The following is a 17,613-nucleotide window of genomic DNA, read 5'->3' as shown; positions in this document are numbered from 1 at the left end:
ACCATGAATGTAGACGCATATGATTTTCATTTACCGGAAGAATTAATTGCCCAGACACCACTCTCTGACCGTAGCTCTTCTAGACTACTCTTAGTAAATAAGGAGGATGGGGAGCTGGCTCACCGGCATTTTACCGATATTATTAATTATTTTCAACCGGGAGATACGCTTGTTCTGAACGATACGAGAGTCATTCCTGCCAGATTGTTTGGGGCTAAAGAAGATACGGGGGCTAAAGCTGAAGTGCTTCTCCTTAAGAATCTGGGAGACGATCGATGGGAAGCTCTTGTAAAGCCAGGTAAAAAGCTCAAGACAGGAGCGGTTATCATCTTTAGTGATGAGCTTCGTGCTGTTATTGAGGACGAGGCTGATATGGGTGGACGAACGCTTCGGTTCATTTATCAGGGTATTTTTCAGGAGATTCTGGACAGGCTGGGAACAATGCCATTGCCTCCTTATATTAAGGAAACACTCGATGATCGGGAACGATATCAGACCGTTTATGCTAAGCATGAGGGATCAGCTGCTGCTCCAACAGCAGGGCTTCATTTTACCAAAGAACTGTTGGATCAGATTGAAGCCAAGGGTGTAAATATTGCTTATATTACACTTCATGTAGGTCTCGGAACGTTCCGTCCGATGTCTGTTGAGAAGGTTGAAGAGCATGTTATGCATTCAGAGTATTTTGTAATGTCTCAAGAAACAGCAGACACTATAAATGCTACCAAGGAACAAGGTGGTCGCGTTATAGCGGTAGGGACAACTTCTTGTCGGACACTTGAAACAGTCGGAAGACAATGCGAAGGCGGTCCACTAGTGGAATGTAGTGGCTGGACGGATATTTTCATCTATCCGGGCTATAAGTTTAGTGTAGTTAATGCGTTAATTACTAATTTTCATTTGCCGAAGTCTACTTTGGTGATGTTGGTTAGTGCTTTGGCAGGTCGGGAACATATTCTAGCTGCTTATGAAGAAGCGATAGAGCAGAAGTACCGGTTTTTTAGTTTTGGAGATGCAATGTTTATTTACTAAGGTAAGAGGATGGGTTAACTTATGGCAGCAATTACTTATGAGCACATCAAAACGTGCAAACAATCCGGAGCAAGACTTGGAAGAGTCCATACTCCACATGGTGTGATTGAGACACCTGCATTTATGCCAGTCGGCACACAAGCTACAGTCAAGACAATGAGTCCTGAAGAACTGAAAGAGATGGATGCTCATATTATTTTGAGCAATACGTACCATTTGTTCCTGAGACCGGGCCATGATATTGTTCGTGAAGCAGGCGGACTGCACAAGTTCATGAACTGGGACCGTCCCATTCTAACGGATAGCGGCGGGTTTCAAGTATTTTCGCTTAGTGACATGCGCAAGATTACCGAAGAAGGCGTTCATTTCCGTTCCCATCTAAATGGGGATAAGAAGTTCTTGTCTCCTGAAGTAGCTATGGAAGTTCAGAACGCACTTGGCTCTGATATCATGATGGCATTCGATGAGTGTCCTCCATTCCCAGCGGAATATGACTACGTGAAAAAATCATTGGAGCGTACAACACGCTGGGCAGAACGTTGCCTGAAAAGTCATGCTCGCCCGAATGATCAAGGGCTGTTCGCTATCGTTCAAGGAGGTATGTATGAGGATCTTCGCCGTCAGAGCGCGGCAGATTTGACTTCCATGGATTTCCCGGGGTATGCTATTGGAGGGCTCAGCGTCGGAGAGTCCAAGCAGCTAATGTATGAAGTGCTGGATTATACAGTTCCCCTGCTGCCACAAGGCAAACCTCGCTATTTGATGGGCGTTGGTTCACCGGATGCGCTGTTGGAAGGTTCAATCCGGGGAGTGGACATGTTCGACTGTGTTCTGCCTACCCGTATTGCTCGTAATGGAACAACGATGACCAGTCAGGGAAGACTCGTTGTACGCAACGCAAAGTATGCCCGCGATTTTGGGCCGCTTGATCCGGAGTGCAACTGCTATACATGCCGGAATTATTCCCGCGCTTATTTGCGCCATCTAATCAAAGCCGATGAAACCTTCGGACTTAGATTGACGACATACCATAACTTGCACTTCCTGTTGGATTTGATGCGTAAAGTGCGCGAAGCCATCAAGGAAGATCGGCTGCTTGATTTTCGCGATGAGTTTTTTGCTAAATACGGATTATATGATAATCTTAAAGGCTTCTAAAGCTTCGTTGAGGTCCATGTTTTAATGTGCTTTGAAAGGGGGGAGAAATATGTTTCAATATGCAGCAGCAACAGGCGGAGGTAGTATACTGGGTCTTGTAGGTCCATTCGTACTTATGTTTGTAGTATTCTACTTCTTGCTGATTCGTCCGCAACAGAAGAAGACCAAAACACGTAATGCAATGTTGAAGTCTCTGAAAAAGGGCGATAAAATCGTTACTATTGGTGGTCTTCACGGTACGATCATGGAGATTTCCGATGATATCGTGGTTCTACGGGTCAATGATGTAACTAAACTGACCTTTGATCGCGGTTCCATTAGTCACTCCGTTGCCACGGACGTGGAGGAGAAAGTATAGTTTCGTTATTTAAAAGTACATAAAAAGCGGTGTCTTCTCATTAAGAGAATGACACCGCTTTTTTGACGTTCATCTTTCATCGTGATCTATGGGTTTAACGCATATCCGTTATTCGGCTGCGAACGGTGAGCGATTCTTCACGTCCCCGTAAGGTTAATTTGGCAAGCTGTACACCAACTGTTGAAGCTAGGACTGCTAGCAGAGTGCCGCCTATCATATCTGTAAGCCAATGAATGCCCAGATAGAATATACCAAAGACGATTACGACTGCGGAAATACTCGTAATGACCATCCACCGGCGGTTTCCTGAACGGAATGCCAGTAATGCCATCGTAACGGAAATGGACGTATGTAGACTCGGGAAGCAGTTGTTGAGACCGGATAGAGGGCGGTACTCTTGCTCAAACTTCGGAAATACATCCAGCATAGTAAATCTAACGCCTGCAGGTACATAGGACCATACCTCATTTACAGGGAAGTATAGGTAGAATGGAATTGCTACAGCATAGTTAATGATAATAGCATAGCAGGTAGCGTACAGCATCACACGGTTCTTATCTAACAGATAGACACCTAGAGAAGCTGCTAGTACAGATTGAAGCATGAAAATGTAGAAGAAAACTATGATAGGCGTTAGCCATGGACTATAGAATATATCCTGAACAGCTTGGACAAAATGCCCCTCTAGTCCAAATACAAATGATGTATAGTCTGAGGTAAGATGCATTTTTTCTTCAATTTGTAGTTCGTATTTATTCAAGACCAGTACACCAAACATGCCTACCATCAATAGCAAAAACTTGTAGGATCGCAGCATCTCTTTTCCGATTTCAACTAATGCCATGATTGGATTTCGACGAGCGCCAATCCATACTAATATCACTACTAATGCAACTGTGTACAAAACAATATGATTCATTGATTGGTAAAACAAAGCATTCGAAGCCTCCTTGATTCTCTTTATGAAGTCAGATGATCACAGTTTAACATATTTCCAAGGAATGTTTCGAATTTTATGGAATAATAATTTTAGCTTTTCTGTAAATTAACCCCAAACATTCCGCCAAGTGCACCAATTGCTGCCGCAGCTAGAACCCAAAGAAGGTCAACACCAGAGGGTGAGCTATCCAGTGCCAGAAATCCAATTAACAGAACGATAATCCCGTAAAAGATTCCTGTAAGACTTCCTTGATACCAGCCTTTGTTCGTGGCTCTGCGACCGGCGGTTAGTCCTCCGAATGCTGCGGCTATGCCGTGCACTATATAAGTGTACATTGAGAGATCCTGCTCCTTCAGACCGCTGCCCCATAATAAAAGAGAGAGGACAAACGCGCCAAGCAGCATCCAAAGGAATGATCGACATAGGCCAGACAATACAGGATTGGCTATTCTCCATGAGAACAGGCGCCGGATTAAATACATGGTACAACCTCCTAAAGTTTTTTTAGAAAAATAATCTACATAAGTTATTATTCATTCTATGGGGAGGCTTGCCCCAATAGTACAAGAATGGGCATTGTAGCCTTTTTACCATTAATTAATATGTGAGCTTCCGAATGTTCCCTGTGCTGAGCGGTCAGAATAGGGTTACATTAATCCACCCGAGAAAACAAGTCTGCGGGTGAGAGTGGAGGGGAGCGAAGCTATATGTCCCAGCATATCACTACCCATATTTTCTTGACCGTGCTGATGTATTTCTTCATATTCCTGTGCATGCGTATCATGGGGAAGAGGGAAATCGGTAAGCTGTCTGTATTTGATCTAACGATCTCAATTATGATTGCTGAGATTGCTGTTTTTGTGATCGAGGATATTAATCGCCCGATTTACGAAGGTCTGGTTCCGATGGCCACACTGGTTATCATTCAAGTTGTGGTTGCTCAGCTCAGTCTTAAGAGTAGAAAGATTCGGCTGTTAATGGACGGTAAACCGAGCATACTTATTTCTGGAGGCAAGCTGCACCGGGGAGAGATGCGTAAACAAAGGTACAATATTGATGATCTGTTGCAGCAATTGCGTGGTCAGAACATCGCTAGTCCTGCTGATGTGGAATTTGCGATTCTGGAGCCCAGTGGACAGCTTACCGTTTTCGAGAAAGACAAAGGACTTTCATCTTCCAATCAAACAGGCAATAGCAGTTCAGTTGCTGAGAACAATAAGACCGATGAGGATGCAGATGTAAGCAGTCAGAAAGTTAAACTGCCAAAGAACAAAATCAGATATGAAGGGCTTCCTATTCCATTGATTATGGATGGAAAGGTCCAAGATCATAATTTAGAGATGATAGGAAAAACAAGGTTCTGGTTAAGAACACAGATCCGCCAAAAGGGAGTATCAGATTTTCGGGATGTATTTCTTTGCTCCATAGACCATAAAGGCCGAGTTTATGTTGACCGTTTGGATAATCGATAACCTTTCTAAAGCCAACGCTTAATGAAAGGCAGTCGATCCAAATCACGAAGGGAAATAAGGCCAGCTAATAGACTGAGACCGAAGTACAGGGCCATTCCTATCGCAGAGGCAAATAAAAATTGAATCCATTGTGCTTCTGCAATGGGAATGGAGATGTATACATAATGCACGCCTGCTCCCATAATGATCATTGCACATAAGGTCTTAATGGTATCGGTTATTCGTAAGGATAATGAAATTAGACTGACTACACTGTACCCGTGCAGTAGAGTAACAAGAACGCTGTTCACAATAATGGCGATGATTGCGCCGTAGATTCCGTATTCTGGCTGTGAAGCTAATATAACAATCAGAATGATTTTGACTACTGCCCCAATAAGAGTATTGATGAGTGCCCTTCCCGGTCTGTCCATAGCTTGAAGTGCAGCTTGTAAGGGGGCTTGAACATAGATGAACAAAGCGAAAGGGGCCATTAGTTTTAGCATAGGAGCGGTGTCCGGATTTCCGTATAACAAGTTGCATAGTGGGACTGCCAGTACATACATAAGAACAGCAAAGGGAGCCCCTGTTACAAGAGCGAGTCGAAGAGCTTGGTGCATTCGTTTGTGAATGGTAGGCAAGTCCTTTCTCGCGGCAGCCTCGGATAAGGATGGAACCAAAGACACTGCGAGAGAGGAAGTTAACGCACCGGGAAGTAGCAGTAAGGGGATAACCATTCCCTGTAAAGACCCATATTGAGCAGTCGCGGCGGCTGTTGCGATTCCGGCTAGTGCAAGACTACGTACGGTAATTATAGATTCCAGTAGATAGGAAAAAGAACCGACAAGCCGGCTTGCCGTAACAGGAATTGATACACCTAGTAAACGCCGTAGTATGGGAGAATTTGATTGTACGGCATCTGGATCAGAAGGTATAACTTCCTTCTCAATCGTTTGCTGTTCTTGGATGGGGGGTGTTTTTTTATCCTTTTTGGTGATGACATAATATTGCCACAGAATGGCTAACATTCCGCCAATCTCTCCCACCGTTACGCCTAGCATCGCCCCAGCAGCTGCAAAAGCGATACCTTTAGGTAACAGCAGCCAAGAGAACCACAGCATAAAAAATATTCGCACGATAGACTCAAAAACTGAAGAAAGTGCGGAAGGAATCATGTTCTGCCTACCTTGAAAATAACCGCGGTATATTGCAGATACAGCAACAATTGCAATCATTGGGATCATGGCAATAAAAGTATAATAAACTCTGTGGTCTGTTAAGATCACATTGGAGACCCATGAAGCACTGACCAGCGCAACAATGGTAAAGAAGATTCCTAGTCCGACACTAAGAGTAAGGCCAGTCCGTAAAATTTGCCGCGATTTCTCAGGGCGGTTCTCTCCCTCTGCTTCCGCTACCATCTTTGCAATTGCTAGGGGAAGTCCGCCTGTAATAACAGTAGCCAGCACGATAAAAAATGGGTACGCGAGCTGGTATAGACCCACACCTTCTGCTCCAATGATGCGTGGCAAAGCAATTCGGGGTATAAATCCAAGCATTCGATTAATGATGCCGGCGGCAAGCAAGATTAAAGTTCCTTGTATAAAGCTCTGTTTCCTCAAAGGTCACGCCTTCTTCCCCAAATGAAATGAAACCCTGGCCAACTTGTCTATTCTTATGGATATGCTATACCCCTATCCCGGCATGCCTTGTTTTAGTAGTTGTAACTTTTTGTGACGGAAGGAGGAAAGCAGAGAACTTGGGTCGAATACCTATGGTAAGCATACGAACACGAGCGATCTTTGGAGGTGTCATCACGTGGAATCGGAACAGTGGAATCATGATCAACATAGTGAAGAAATCGAAGCCATGTGCCGCAGCAAAGCTGAAGAATTCCGGCTCCTCGGCTATGAGTATGTAACCAGCAAGGATATTTGGGATTGTATCAGTCGTAATTATGATAAGGACGGAATGCCTCCCTTACATAAGCTGGTAAATGATATTTATTCCTTAAAAGCCAATAGTTACATGACTTATTTGACTCTTGCAGCTTATCGGGGGTTGAACTGAACAATACACATCTCGCTTCTTTTCTTTGCGAAAAGCCTTATAAAGCAGTAAAGTAAGAGAATAATAATAACTTCACATCTCCTATATAAACGGATGTCTTGCTGATATGTGCAGGGGCGGCCGTTTCTTTGTGTGAGTATAGCTATGACTATGCTGTGAATTGACGGTCATTTCACGTGTAGCTATAATAGGAATATTGAGTGAATGAAAGGGGAACTAGCTAGAGCATGAAGAGACTAATGGGCTTTATTATTACCGTGCTCGTTTTGACAGGCGTCATGGCATTTACTACTCCTGGACTGCTGGACAAGGTTAGACTTGGTCTTGACCTGAAAGGCGGATTTGAGATTTTGTACCATGCAGAGCCTATGGAAGCGGGAGCAGCGTTGTCCCGAGCTTCACTGTTGAAAACAGCAGAAAGTTTGGAAAAACGGGCCAATGCGCTCGGAACCAGTGAACCAGAGGTTACAACTGAAGGTACTGACCGTATTCGTCTGAAAATTGCAGGCGTTACTGATGAAGCCGAGGTTCGTAAGAAGATGAAGGAGCCTGCAGTTCTGACTTTCCGTAGTGCTGCTGAAGGTGACGCTGAAGGTACTTACAGCAAGATCGAACTGGTAGGTAGTGATTTTGTTGAAGGTGCGGCAGAGGTTGGACGGGATAACCTGAATCAGCCAATCATCAGTATCAAAATAAAGGACAAGGATAAATTCGCAGAGATTACAAAACGCCTCTTAGGAAAGAATCTCGCAATTTATTTGGATGAGAACAAACTATCTGACCCTACGGTACAAGCAGTACTTACCGATGGTAGTGCGTCTATTTCCGGTCAGTATACAATTAAAGAAGCACGTGAACTGGCTGACACTATTAATCTTGGTGCGTTGCCACTGAAACTTACTGAGAAATACTCCCAAAGTGTGGGTGCAACACTTGGTAAACAATCGCTTGATCAAACGATCAAAGCTGGTCTTTTGGGTTCTTTGATTATTCTTATCTTCATGATCGGTATGTATCGCTTGCCAGGTCTCTTGGCTAGTTTTGCGCTGATCTTGCATACATGGCTGCTAATTGTAGTCTTTGTCTTAGCAGACTTCACATTGACGTTGCCTGGTATAGCCGCATTTATTCTGGGTATAGGGATGGCCGTCGATGCCAATATCATTACAAATGAACGGATAAGAGAAGAAATGCGCAGTGGTAAAAGTGTACTTTCCTCTGTTAAAGCAGGTAATAAATCCTCTTTCCGGACAGTAATGGACTCCAATGTCACAACTGTTATTGTGGCAGGTGTCATGTTCGCCTTCGGTACAGGTGCAGTCAAAGGTTTCGCATTGGTACTGATCGTGGAAATCGTTCTGAGTATCGCTACGAATCTTTATTTCTCCCACTGGTTGCTTAGCCAGCTTGTTAAAGCCGGTAAGCTGAACAAACCGAAGAGTTTCGGTGTTAAGGAGAGTGATATTCGTGCGCTTTAAGAAAGAGCTTGATTTCGTACATTTGAGTAAATTTTTCTATGTTTTTTCTATCGCCCTTACAGTGGCAGGTTTGATTTTCCTAGCAACCTTTGGATTGAATTACAGCGTTGATTTCAAAGCGGGATCTAATGTTGATATCTCTCTGTCTAAGAATTTGACATTGGAAGAGGTTAATTCAGCAGTTGAAAAAACTGGGATTTCAAGTGAGCCAAGCATTACGATAGGAAGTGAACGGGTTAACGTTCGTTATGATCAAGTGCTCGATGAGCAACAAGATGAAGCTCTTAAAGCAGAGATCTTGAAGCTGGACGAAAAAGCATCGTTTGAGATTAACACCGTGGATACTGAAATGTCTAAAGAACTTGCACGCAATGCGATCTATGCGGTTCTCATTTCTTGTCTAGGGATTATCATTTATGTAAGTATTCGTTTTGAATGGCGGTTTGCATTGGCAGCTATTGTTTCATTGATCCATGATGCCTTTATGGTCGTTGCAATCTTCTCCATCTTCCGCTTGGAAGTGGATTTGACGTTTATTATTGCGGTGCTTACGATTATCGGTTATTCCATCAATGATACGATCGTTATCTTTGACCGTATCCGTGAGAATTTGCGTTTTGGTAAACAAAAAACCTATGAGGATTTAAAAGAGCTTGTGAATAAGAGTGTGGCTCAAACTCTTATGCGTTCTCTTTACACAGCATTTACCGTATTTATTGCGGCGTTCTTCCTGTTGATTCTTGGAGGCGAGTCCATCAAGATGTTCTCGCTTGCGATGGTTATCGGATTGCTATTCGGAGCGTACTCCTCTATCTTTATTGCAAGTCCGGTCTGGCTACTGCTTAAGAAGCGTGAGAAGATAAAGGTAAAGAGCCCGGCTAAAGGGTAATGTCTCAAGGGAAATAACATGGCTACACTTGAATGAAAAAAACATCAACTTTATAATTTAAGAAAGCCGCGTCAAATGCGACGCGGCTTTCGAAATCTTTGGGGTAGTATGTCATGTGTATTGTATCATCATGAGATTACTTGCTAGTGGTAAGGGGGGCCTCGTATGAATAAAGAACGATCACCGCAAAGCAAGACGGTTGCTTGGACAGGGATCATCAGCGATGTTACTTTGGCAGTAGCTAAGGGGAGTTTTGGCTATATTTCAGGTAGCAAGGCTTTAATGGGCGATGCATTATATTCTGGAGCAGATGCTGCAGCTAAATTGGCGGATATTCTCCCATGGCGCTCTGAACAAAGCAGAAAGAGCAAGCAGCGGATAGAAGAGCGACGAGGGAATAAGGAGCCGCTTTTAGCTATACTTTTTTCGGTATTAATTCTTATGGGGGGGCTGCAAATCGCCTTCTCTGCAATCCGTGACTTAACCGAGGGACAGTCATCCACTCGCGGAGAACTTGCACTTGTAACTGTCTTACTATCTATTGTACTTAAAGAAGCTGTATTTCAATATCAATATCGGTACTTTAAAAAAATAGGTGATGGCAGTCATGCTGCTTATGCCAATAGTCATCGTTTCAGTTTGTATACTTCTATCACAGTATTAGTTGGGATATCGTTATCAATGGGGGGTACCTATTGGCATCCTCTATTCTATATGGACCCTATTGCTGCACTTTTAACAGGATGCTTAATTCTACGTAAAGGTTATTTGCTCATTGTTAATACTGTTAGTGTTAAGAATGCGCAGGAGCTACCTTCTGAGGAGGCAGCTAATTTTATTGAAACCGTACAACGTGTTCATGGTGTTATTCGTGTAGAACATTTGAAGGCACTTGAGCAAGGGAATTATGTGAATCTGCAAGTGAAGATCAGTGTAAATCCGCGTATTACGGTGATGGAAGCACAGGATATTTCAGAATGTGCAAGAAAGTTGCTGCAGCACAGGTTTGTTCATGTTGGTGAGGTACATATGGACGTAGTTCCTTATGATCCCGGTTATCCATACAAAAGTAATTATGAATTGGTGGATAATGATATTCCGACGCTGCTTCAGTAGTTCGTAAGGTGAGAGAAAGGTGAGCGCTATTGCTTTATTCAAAAACAAGATGGCAATCTCCGGCAGCCGATCCCGACGTCGTAAGGGATATGGCCCGGAGCCTTTCTATTTCTCCGCTCTTATCCTCACTATTAGTGACTAGAGGAATTGATACGCCACATGAGGCTCTATCGTTCATGGATGGCGGTGTGGAAGCTCCGCATGATCCGTTCCTTCTAAAAGGAATGGCCGAAGCGGTTCCCAGAATTAGAAAGGCTTTAAAAGAAGAAGAACATATTCTGATTTACGGCGATTACGACGCTGATGGTGTGTCCAGTACAGCATTAATGATTCATTTGCTGCGTTACTTAGGCGCTTCCTTTGATATTTATATCCCGCACCGTTCTAATGAGGGCTATGGGCTGCATAATCATGCTTTGGATTGGGCTTTACAGCAGGGTGTATCCTTGATCATTACTGTAGATACTGGCATTAGCGCCTATCATCAGATTGCTTACGCTAATGAACTCGGGATTGATGTGATTGTTACGGATCACCATGAGCCACCAGAGCTTCTCCCAGAGGCTTATACGTTGATTAATCCAAAGCTGCCTGACTGCCCCTATCCGTTCAAAGGATTGGCAGGTGTAGGTGTAGCTTATAAGCTCGCCCAGGCTATGCTAGGGGAGGAAACTCCCGAAGAATGGGCAGAGATAGCTGCTATCGGTACTGTAGCGGATTTAATGCCGCTGCTGGGTGAGAATCGTGAGATTGTTCGAAACGGTTTGGTGAGTATGCGAAATTCTCGATTCCCAGGTATTCGTGCCTTACTCGGTGTTAGCGGCGTGACCATGAATACTGTGAGTGCGGTTAATATCGCTTTTGGAATGGCGCCTCGTATCAATGCGAGTGGTCGTCTGGATCATGCTGGACGGGCAGTGGCGTTGCTTACAACCGAGCATACTGATGAGGCAGAGCAACTGGCTGGGGAGCTTGATCTGCTTAATAAAGAACGCCAATTGGTCGTAGAAAGAATTGTAGTGGAGGCCACTGCAAAACTGGAGCAGATGACTCAGGGTGGAGAAATACCAGACATCATAGTCCTTGCTGAACAAGGCTGGAATGTGGGTGTGGTAGGCATAGTGGCTTCCAAACTGCTGGAGCGTTACTATCGACCTGTAATTATTCTGGATATTCATCCGGAGACCGGCATGTGCAAAGGTTCTGCCCGCTCTATTCCTGGACTTGATATATATGCGGCGTTATCCTCTTGTTCAACCTTAATGGATCATTTCGGTGGTCATCCAGCAGCCGCGGGAATGAGTCTGCATCGGGACGGCTTAGAAGCCTTCGCTGAGGCATTAAATGAATACGCTGCTACTGTGTTAACACCGGAGCATTTCGTTCCTGTTGCTTCTGCTGATGCAGAAGTGTCGATTTCCGATTTGTCCCTACAGACCGCGCTTGAATTGGAAAGGCTTGCACCTTTCGGGATGTCGAATCCATTGCCAAAGTTCATCATTCGCGGGGCTACAGTGAAAGAGACACGCACCATGGGGCAAGAAGGAAAACACTTGAAGATCGTCTTGCAACAGGGTAAGAGTACGATCGAAGCCTTGGCTTTTGGTAAAGGGGATTTGGCTAAGCTGCTCCCTGTGGGCACCCCGATCAATGTGCTGGCTGAACTGTCGATCAACGAATGGAATGGCTCAAGGAAACCACAGCTGATGCTACAGGATTTATCAGTTCAGGATGCTCAATTATTTGATCTTCGTGGTGCTGCTGACGCTGTGCGGCAGGCTGCGCATATTAGAGAGCTGCTACTTCCCTATAGTGGTGCTGGCCCATATCGTGCTGCAGCAGTATTCCAGAGTGGACATATGTCTTCACAGACTGAATTGATAGGAATGTCCTTCTGGGTATATGATAAAGAAGCTGGCATTAGCGCCGCTATTAAGGATGATTCGATTCAGGAGTCAGGGCATGTCTCACTGTTATGTCTACTGGATATGCCGGAGACTCCTGAACAACTAGACGCGTTACTAAAGGCTTTTCCTAATGCTGATAATATTGCGTTATTGCATTCTATAAAGGATGGCCGAGAACGACTTATCATTCCGACACGGGATCATTTTAAAATACTCTATAAATTGCTGGCTTCGATCACTGCTGTTGCAACGCCAGAACATGAAGTGCTGCTGCGGCTAAGTCGACAATCCTCATTAAGTATTCGAATGCTTAGTAATATGCTAGATGTGTTCGAGGAGCTGGATTTTATCGAAAGAAGTCAAGGAAGTGTGACCTTTATTACGCAGCCTACAGCTAAAAGCCTTACAGCATCAAGACATTTTGTTAGACTGGGGCAGATGGCGGAAATGGAGCAGTACTTCATGGAAGGTAGCTTGTCTGAACTGCAGGATTGGATGTTATCACGCCGTTTAGGCGTATCATAAAGACTAAACAAAACAAAGCAGACGCTTACGAAGCAAGTTTTGCCGAAACGGACTCAAAGTAGCATATGCTAACAAAACAAAGCAGACGCTTACGAAGTAAGTTTTGTCGAACCGAACACAAAGTAGCATATGCTAACAAAACTTTTAGGAGATGAAAAATTTGGATTTTAAAGATAGTATTCGCGTGATTCCTGATTTCCCAAAAGAAGGTATTAGTTTTAAAGATATCACCACCTTGTTAAAAGACGGTGATGCATATCGCCAAGCGATTGATGCCTTGAAAGCTCTTGTATCCCACTTAGAAATCGATGTGATCGCTGGACCGGAAGCACGTGGTTTTGTAGTTGGTGCACCTCTTGCTTATGCATTGGGTGTAGGCTTTGTGCCGATTCGTAAGAGTGGTAAACTGCCGTATGAGACTATCGAGGTTGGATATGATCTTGAATATGGTAAAGACACACTTGCTGTTCACACGGATGCCATTAAGCCTGGACAAAATGTATTGATTGCTGATGATTTGTTAGCAACAGGAGGTACTATAGCTACTTCGGTTAACCTTGTGGAGCAGCTTGGTGGTAAAGTGGTAGGCGCAGCTTTTTTGATTGAATTGGTTGAGCTTGCTGGACGTAATAAGCTTTCTGGAATTGAAGTTATTACATTAGTTGATTACGAAGATTAATACGATAAACTTGTCTTTTCCCGGGAAATAAATCGGGTTTTATGTATCGAATAATGTGGAAAAGTGCAAACAACAGCAATTCTCTGTCACTACTAGCGGAGGGTTGCTGTTTTCGATTTTTTGCTCAAAAGAGATACGAAAAAAGACTGCTCAATCCATAAAATGGATCTGGAGCAGTCTTTTTGAATTATTAATTCATAAATAAATTAGTGAGCAGCTTTATCGCTTTCTCCACCTTCATTAGACAGTCCAAGAACTTCAATGAGTTTGAAGAATATGGCTAGAACGATACCAACAATCGTAGCTAGAGCCATACCACTGAGTTTTACGCTACCCATAGTAAGGGTTGTACCACTAATTCCGACAACAAGCACCAACGTAGCCATAATCATGTTAGTAGCTTTGGAAAAATCAACTTTTTGCTCTACGAAGATTCGTAGACCGGATGCGGCAATTACACCGAACAAAAGTAGTGATACACCACCCATTACAGGTGTTGGGATGTTAGCGATAACGGAGGAGAAAGTTCCGGAGAACGATAGCAGAATCGCAATCACTGCTGCGCCACCGATCACATATACAGAATAAACTTTAGTTAATGCCATAACCCCGATATTCTCACCGTAGGTTGTATTTGGAGTAGAACCGATAAAACCGGAGATAATTGTAGATATCCCATTACCCATCAGGGAGCGGTCAAGTCCAGGGTCTTTAGCCAGATCTCTGCCAACAATATTGCTGGTTACAAGTAAGTGTCCAATATGTTCAACGATTACTACTAGCGATACTGGGATGATAGTCAGGATTACATTCCAATCGAAGGATGGAGTAACAATGGTAGGGTGAGCTAAAAAATTCGCATTAGATATTGCAGCCGTATCCACCATTTTCATAATATAAGCTAAGCCATAACCAGTTACGATACCGATGAGGATGTGAATGATTTTTGGGAAACCGCGGAAGAGTACAGCTCCAATTACGGTTACGCCCAGTGTCACCATAGAAAGTGTGATTGCTTTGCCATCTGGAGTCCAGTCTGCAACTGCAACACCTTCAGGGGCAATAAGTCCTGCCATTCGCGCGGCAACAGGCACAAGTTCAAGTCCGATCGTTGCTACGATAGCTCCCATTACTGCTGGAGGGAAGACAACATCGATCCATTTTGTTCCTGCATAACGGATGATCAAAGCAACGAGCACAAAGATAACACCTGTGATGATGAAAGCGCCCAAAGCAAGCGAGTACCCTTTCATATGATCATCTTTATGATCAGCAAGCACTGATAATACGGGTGCGATAAATGCAAAGCTGGAGCCAAGGTAGGCAGGTATTTTACCACGGCAAATCCAAATGTATAGCAGTGTGCCGATACCGTTCATCAGCAAAATCATGCCAGGGTCAACCCCGAACAAGTTAGGCACTAGCACTGTACTGCCAAACATGGCGAACAAATGCTGTAGGCTTAATAGAAAACCGGGGCCCCATGGAAGTTTTTCATTAACTTGAATTTCGCGTTGCAATGGAGTTCACTCCTCTTTCTTAATGGATATGATGTTGTCCAGCGAAAATCCGCCTTTACTAGATTAAATAGAACTGGACATTTTTACAACAACATTTTCACAAGTGTTATTAATTTGTCCGATTTTCATAACTTTTACTTCTTGAGTACCATGAGATGGCAAGTGTTGACGTAATCCCTCGTAAGCGTCATAATTATAGACAACTTTGAACAAGAGCGTAAGTTGCTTGCGAAATGATTGGAACCTGCAGATTTCAGAATGATTGCGGGTTCATTTTATTATAGAAAGGAAACGGATACGACGAGAATGGGCATAGAGCGATTAATTGATAAGGCTGGCGCCTATATAAAAGATAAAGATCTTCTCCGCATCCGGGAAGCTTATGAATTTGCCGATCAGGCTCATCACGGGCAGATCCGCAAGTCGGGGGAGCCATACATTCTGCATCCGCTGGCGGTGGCAGATATTGTCGTCAATATGCAAATGGATGTTATATCTATTGTTGCGGCGCTTTTGCATGATGTTGTGGAAGATACGACGGTCTCATTGGAACAAATCCGCGCGAAATTTGGCGATACCTGCGCGATGCTTGTCGATGGCTTAACTAAGCTGGAACGCATCCGTTTTCGCTCAAAGGAAGAGCAGCAGAACGAGAATTACCGTAAGATGTTTATTGCGATGGCGCAGGATATCCGGGTCATCGTTATCAAACTAGCGGATCGTCTGCATAATATGCGTACGTTAAAGTATCAATCTGAAGAGAGCCAGCGACGTATTTCTTACGAAACGCTGGAGATTTTCTGTCCTGTAGCTGATCGTTTGGGGATTTCCGCGATTAAGTGGGAGATGGAGGATATTGCGCTTCGTTACTTGAATCCGCAGCAGTATTATCGCATTGCTAATCTAGTGCATAAGAAGCGGGCTGAACGTGAGCAATTTATCGACAGCGTAATTGGCCGTATTCGTGCCAAGCTGGATGAAATGGGCATTGAAGGTGATCTTTCAGGTCGTCCGAAGCATATCTACAGTGTCTATAACAAAATGAGTACGAAAAACAAACAGTTTAATGAGATCTATGACCTGCTGGCCATCCGTATCATTGTGGATAATATCAAGGATTGTTATGCAACCCTCGGAATTATTCATACCCTTTGGAAGCCAATGCCCGGTCGATTTAAAGATTATATAGCTATGCCCAAAGCCAATATGTATCAATCTTTGCATACAACAGTGGTAGGTCCTGGCGGAGAGCCAACCGAAGTGCAAATTCGCACTTGGGAAATGCATCGCACGGCTGAATTCGGGATAGCAGCACATTGGGCATACAAAGAAGGAACCAGCAATAATGTGAATCCTGAGAATCGGATGCCTTTTTTTCGCGAAATATTGGAGCTTCAGCATGAGGCCAAGGATGCCGAAGAGTTCGTAAAATCACTCAAAATGGACTTTTTCTCGGATCTTGTGTTCGTATTTACGCCTAAAGGCGAGGTTATTGAGCTTCCTGCGGGTTCTGTACCACTTGATTTCGCATTCCGTATTCATACGGAAGTGGGTAATCGTACGATTGGTTCTAAGGTGAACGGGCGGATCGTACCGTTGGATCACAAGTTGAAGACGGGCGATATTGTAGAGATACTGACATCGAAGCATTCGTACGGACCAAGCCGCGACTGGCTCAAGATTGCTCAATCCTCACATGCGCGAAGCAAAATTAAGCAATGGTTCAAAAAAGAAAAACGTGAGGAAAATGTCGAAAAAGGTCGCGAAGCGATTGAACGTGAGCTGAAGCGTCTGAATGTCGAGGTTTCTGAGTGGATTTCTGATGATAAGCTTTTAGAAGCAGCCAAGAAATTTGCTTTTAACGATGTTGAGGATATGCTGTCTGCCGTTGGATTTGGTGGGATTACCGCTTCGCAGATTGCTTCCCGTTTGACGGAAAAGCTGCGCAAAGAGCAGGAAGAAGCTGCTAATCATTTAGAGCTTACTTCAGAGATGAAGGAGATCAAGTCTTCCGGCGAAAAACGTAATCAACCGACCAATGGTGTTAGTGTAAAGGGAATTGAAAATTTACTTGTCCGTTTTGCACGATGTTGTAATCCGGTACCGGGTGACGACATTGTAGGGTATGTTACACGGGGCCGGGGAGTATCTGTACATCGCCAGGATTGTCCTAATATTCCGGGTGAAGGTGACGGAGAAGAAGCAGCAAGGGTGATTGAAGTGGAATGGGAAGGTACGATGGAAGCAAACTACAGTGTGGATATTGAGATTACAGGTCATGATCGTAATGGACTGCTCAATGAAGTGCTGCAGGCAGTTTCCGAGAGTAAAACGAACATTTCTGCGGTCACTGGGCGTTCTGACAAGAATAAAATGGCAATGATTCATATGACCATTCTCATTCGTAACACGGAACATCTGCAATCCGTTGTAGATAAAGTGAAACGAGTCAAGGATGTATATACAGTGAATCGGATCATGCAATAGGGC

The 17,613-nt window shown here is 44.0% G+C and carries 15 protein-coding genes; 11 read left to right on the top strand and 4 right to left on the bottom strand.

From position 1 onward, the window contains the following. Window positions 1–3 precede the first annotated feature (3 nt). Genes queA through yajC form a run of 3 tightly spaced genes read left to right on the top strand, consistent with a single transcriptional unit; the run spans window position 4 to window position 2,548 of the window. Window positions 4–1,032 (top strand): tRNA preQ1(34) S-adenosylmethionine ribosyltransferase-isomerase QueA, encoded by a 1,029-nt coding sequence (gene queA / locus MHI27_RS24365; protein ID WP_405174868.1) that lies wholly within the window; start codon window positions 4–6, stop codon window positions 1,030–1,032. A 21-nt stretch (window positions 1,033–1,053) separates the two neighbouring features. Then, window positions 1,054–2,190, top strand: coding sequence for a tRNA guanosine(34) transglycosylase Tgt (gene tgt / locus MHI27_RS24360; protein WP_042130504.1), 1,137 nt, complete (start codon window positions 1,054–1,056; stop codon window positions 2,188–2,190). Window positions 2,191–2,239: 49 nt separating this feature from the next. After that, the gene (gene yajC / locus MHI27_RS24355; protein WP_042191123.1) at window positions 2,240–2,548 is read left to right on the top strand and encodes a preprotein translocase subunit YajC; all 309 of its coding nucleotides are present in this window, start codon (window positions 2,240–2,242) and stop codon (window positions 2,546–2,548) included. 94 nt (window positions 2,549–2,642) lie between these two features. Here yajC and MHI27_RS24350 read toward each other — a convergent pair whose 3' ends face one another. Both MHI27_RS24350 and MHI27_RS24345 read right to left on the bottom strand, forming a co-directional pair. Continuing rightward, complete coding sequence (locus MHI27_RS24350; protein ID WP_256990033.1) at window positions 2,643–3,482, bottom strand: phosphatase PAP2 family protein; 840 nt, start codon at window positions 3,480–3,482, stop codon at window positions 2,643–2,645. Window positions 3,483–3,577: 95 nt separating this feature from the next. Then, complete coding sequence (locus MHI27_RS24345) at window positions 3,578–3,970, bottom strand: TIGR04086 family membrane protein (RefSeq protein ID WP_042191121.1); 393 nt, start codon at window positions 3,968–3,970, stop codon at window positions 3,578–3,580. Window positions 3,971–4,195: 225 nt separating this feature from the next. Here MHI27_RS24345 and MHI27_RS24340 point away from each other — a divergent pair, with 225 nt between their 5' ends. Beyond that, window positions 4,196–4,960 carry a DUF421 domain-containing protein gene (locus tag MHI27_RS24340; protein WP_042191118.1) on the top strand — a complete coding sequence of 255 codons (765 nt, stop codon included), beginning with the start codon at window positions 4,196–4,198 and terminating at the stop codon, window positions 4,958–4,960. A gap of 5 nt (window positions 4,961–4,965) precedes the next feature. On the opposite strand, the gene spoVB is transcribed toward MHI27_RS24340, so the two are convergent. Beyond that, window positions 4,966–6,561, bottom strand: a complete 1,596-nt coding sequence (gene spoVB / locus MHI27_RS24335) for a stage V sporulation protein B (RefSeq protein WP_405174867.1) — start codon at window positions 6,559–6,561, stop codon at window positions 4,966–4,968. 196 nt (window positions 6,562–6,757) lie between these two features. Here spoVB and MHI27_RS24330 point away from each other — a divergent pair, with 196 nt between their 5' ends. From MHI27_RS24330 to MHI27_RS24305, 6 genes are all read left to right on the top strand, one after another. After that, window positions 6,758–7,009 (top strand): post-transcriptional regulator, encoded by a 252-nt coding sequence (locus MHI27_RS24330; RefSeq protein ID WP_042191115.1) that lies wholly within the window; start codon window positions 6,758–6,760, stop codon window positions 7,007–7,009. Window positions 7,010–7,236: 227 nt separating this feature from the next. Beyond that, window positions 7,237–8,487 carry a protein translocase subunit SecD gene (gene secD, locus MHI27_RS24325; RefSeq protein ID WP_042191112.1) on the top strand — a complete coding sequence of 417 codons (1,251 nt, stop codon included), beginning with the start codon at window positions 7,237–7,239 and terminating at the stop codon, window positions 8,485–8,487. Then, on the top strand, window positions 8,477–9,376 hold the full coding sequence (gene secF / locus MHI27_RS24320) for a protein translocase subunit SecF (protein WP_076284843.1): 900 nt from the start codon (window positions 8,477–8,479) through the stop codon (window positions 9,374–9,376). Before secD ends, secF begins: the two co-directional genes overlap by 11 nt. Window positions 9,377–9,541: 165 nt before the next feature. Beyond that, the gene (locus MHI27_RS24315; RefSeq protein WP_405174866.1) at window positions 9,542–10,492 is read left to right on the top strand and encodes a cation diffusion facilitator family transporter; all 951 of its coding nucleotides are present in this window, start codon (window positions 9,542–9,544) and stop codon (window positions 10,490–10,492) included. 29 nt (window positions 10,493–10,521) lie between these two features. Next, window positions 10,522–12,924, top strand: coding sequence for a single-stranded-DNA-specific exonuclease RecJ (gene recJ / locus MHI27_RS24310; RefSeq protein ID WP_405174865.1), 2,403 nt, complete (start codon window positions 10,522–10,524; stop codon window positions 12,922–12,924). 160 nt (window positions 12,925–13,084) lie between these two features. Continuing rightward, window positions 13,085–13,603, top strand: a complete 519-nt coding sequence (locus tag MHI27_RS24305; RefSeq protein ID WP_042191103.1) for an adenine phosphoribosyltransferase — start codon at window positions 13,085–13,087, stop codon at window positions 13,601–13,603. Between the two features lie 206 nt (window positions 13,604–13,809). Here the strand turns inward: MHI27_RS24305 and uraA are convergent, their stop codons facing one another. Beyond that, window positions 13,810–15,123, bottom strand: coding sequence for a uracil permease (gene uraA, locus MHI27_RS24300; protein ID WP_405174864.1), 1,314 nt, complete (start codon window positions 15,121–15,123; stop codon window positions 13,810–13,812). Window positions 15,124–15,429: 306 nt separating this feature from the next. Here uraA and MHI27_RS24295 point away from each other — a divergent pair, with 306 nt between their 5' ends. Then, window positions 15,430–17,610, top strand: a complete 2,181-nt coding sequence (locus MHI27_RS24295) for a bifunctional (p)ppGpp synthetase/guanosine-3',5'-bis(diphosphate) 3'-pyrophosphohydrolase (protein WP_149647662.1) — start codon at window positions 15,430–15,432, stop codon at window positions 17,608–17,610. Window positions 17,611–17,613: the final 3 nt, after the last annotated feature.

It is taken from the genome of Paenibacillus sp. FSL H8-0261 (assembly GCF_045040645.1).
Taxonomy (GTDB): Bacteria; Bacillota; Bacilli; order Paenibacillales; family Paenibacillaceae; genus Paenibacillus_AQ.
Note: the sequence above shows the minus strand (reverse complement) of the source record. Positions and strands in the feature narration are given on the sequence as shown.

Coding starts and splice junctions, on each gene's coding strand:
- queA (WP_405174868.1), top strand. CDS start 4: ATGAATGTAGACGCATATGATTTTCATTTACCGGAAGAATTAATTGCC.
- tgt (WP_042130504.1), top strand. CDS start 1,054: ATGGCAGCAATTACTTATGAGCACATCAAAACGTGCAAACAATCCGGA.
- yajC (WP_042191123.1), top strand. CDS start 2,240: ATGTTTCAATATGCAGCAGCAACAGGCGGAGGTAGTATACTGGGTCTT.
- MHI27_RS24345 (WP_042191121.1), bottom strand. CDS start 3,970: ATGTATTTAATCCGGCGCCTGTTCTCATGGAGAATAGCCAATCCTGTA.
- MHI27_RS24340 (WP_042191118.1), top strand. CDS start 4,196: ATGTCCCAGCATATCACTACCCATATTTTCTTGACCGTGCTGATGTAT.
- secD (WP_042191112.1), top strand. CDS start 7,237: ATGAAGAGACTAATGGGCTTTATTATTACCGTGCTCGTTTTGACAGGC.
- MHI27_RS24315 (WP_405174866.1), top strand. CDS start 9,542: ATGAATAAAGAACGATCACCGCAAAGCAAGACGGTTGCTTGGACAGGG.
- MHI27_RS24295 (WP_149647662.1), top strand. CDS start 15,430: ATGGGCATAGAGCGATTAATTGATAAGGCTGGCGCCTATATAAAAGAT.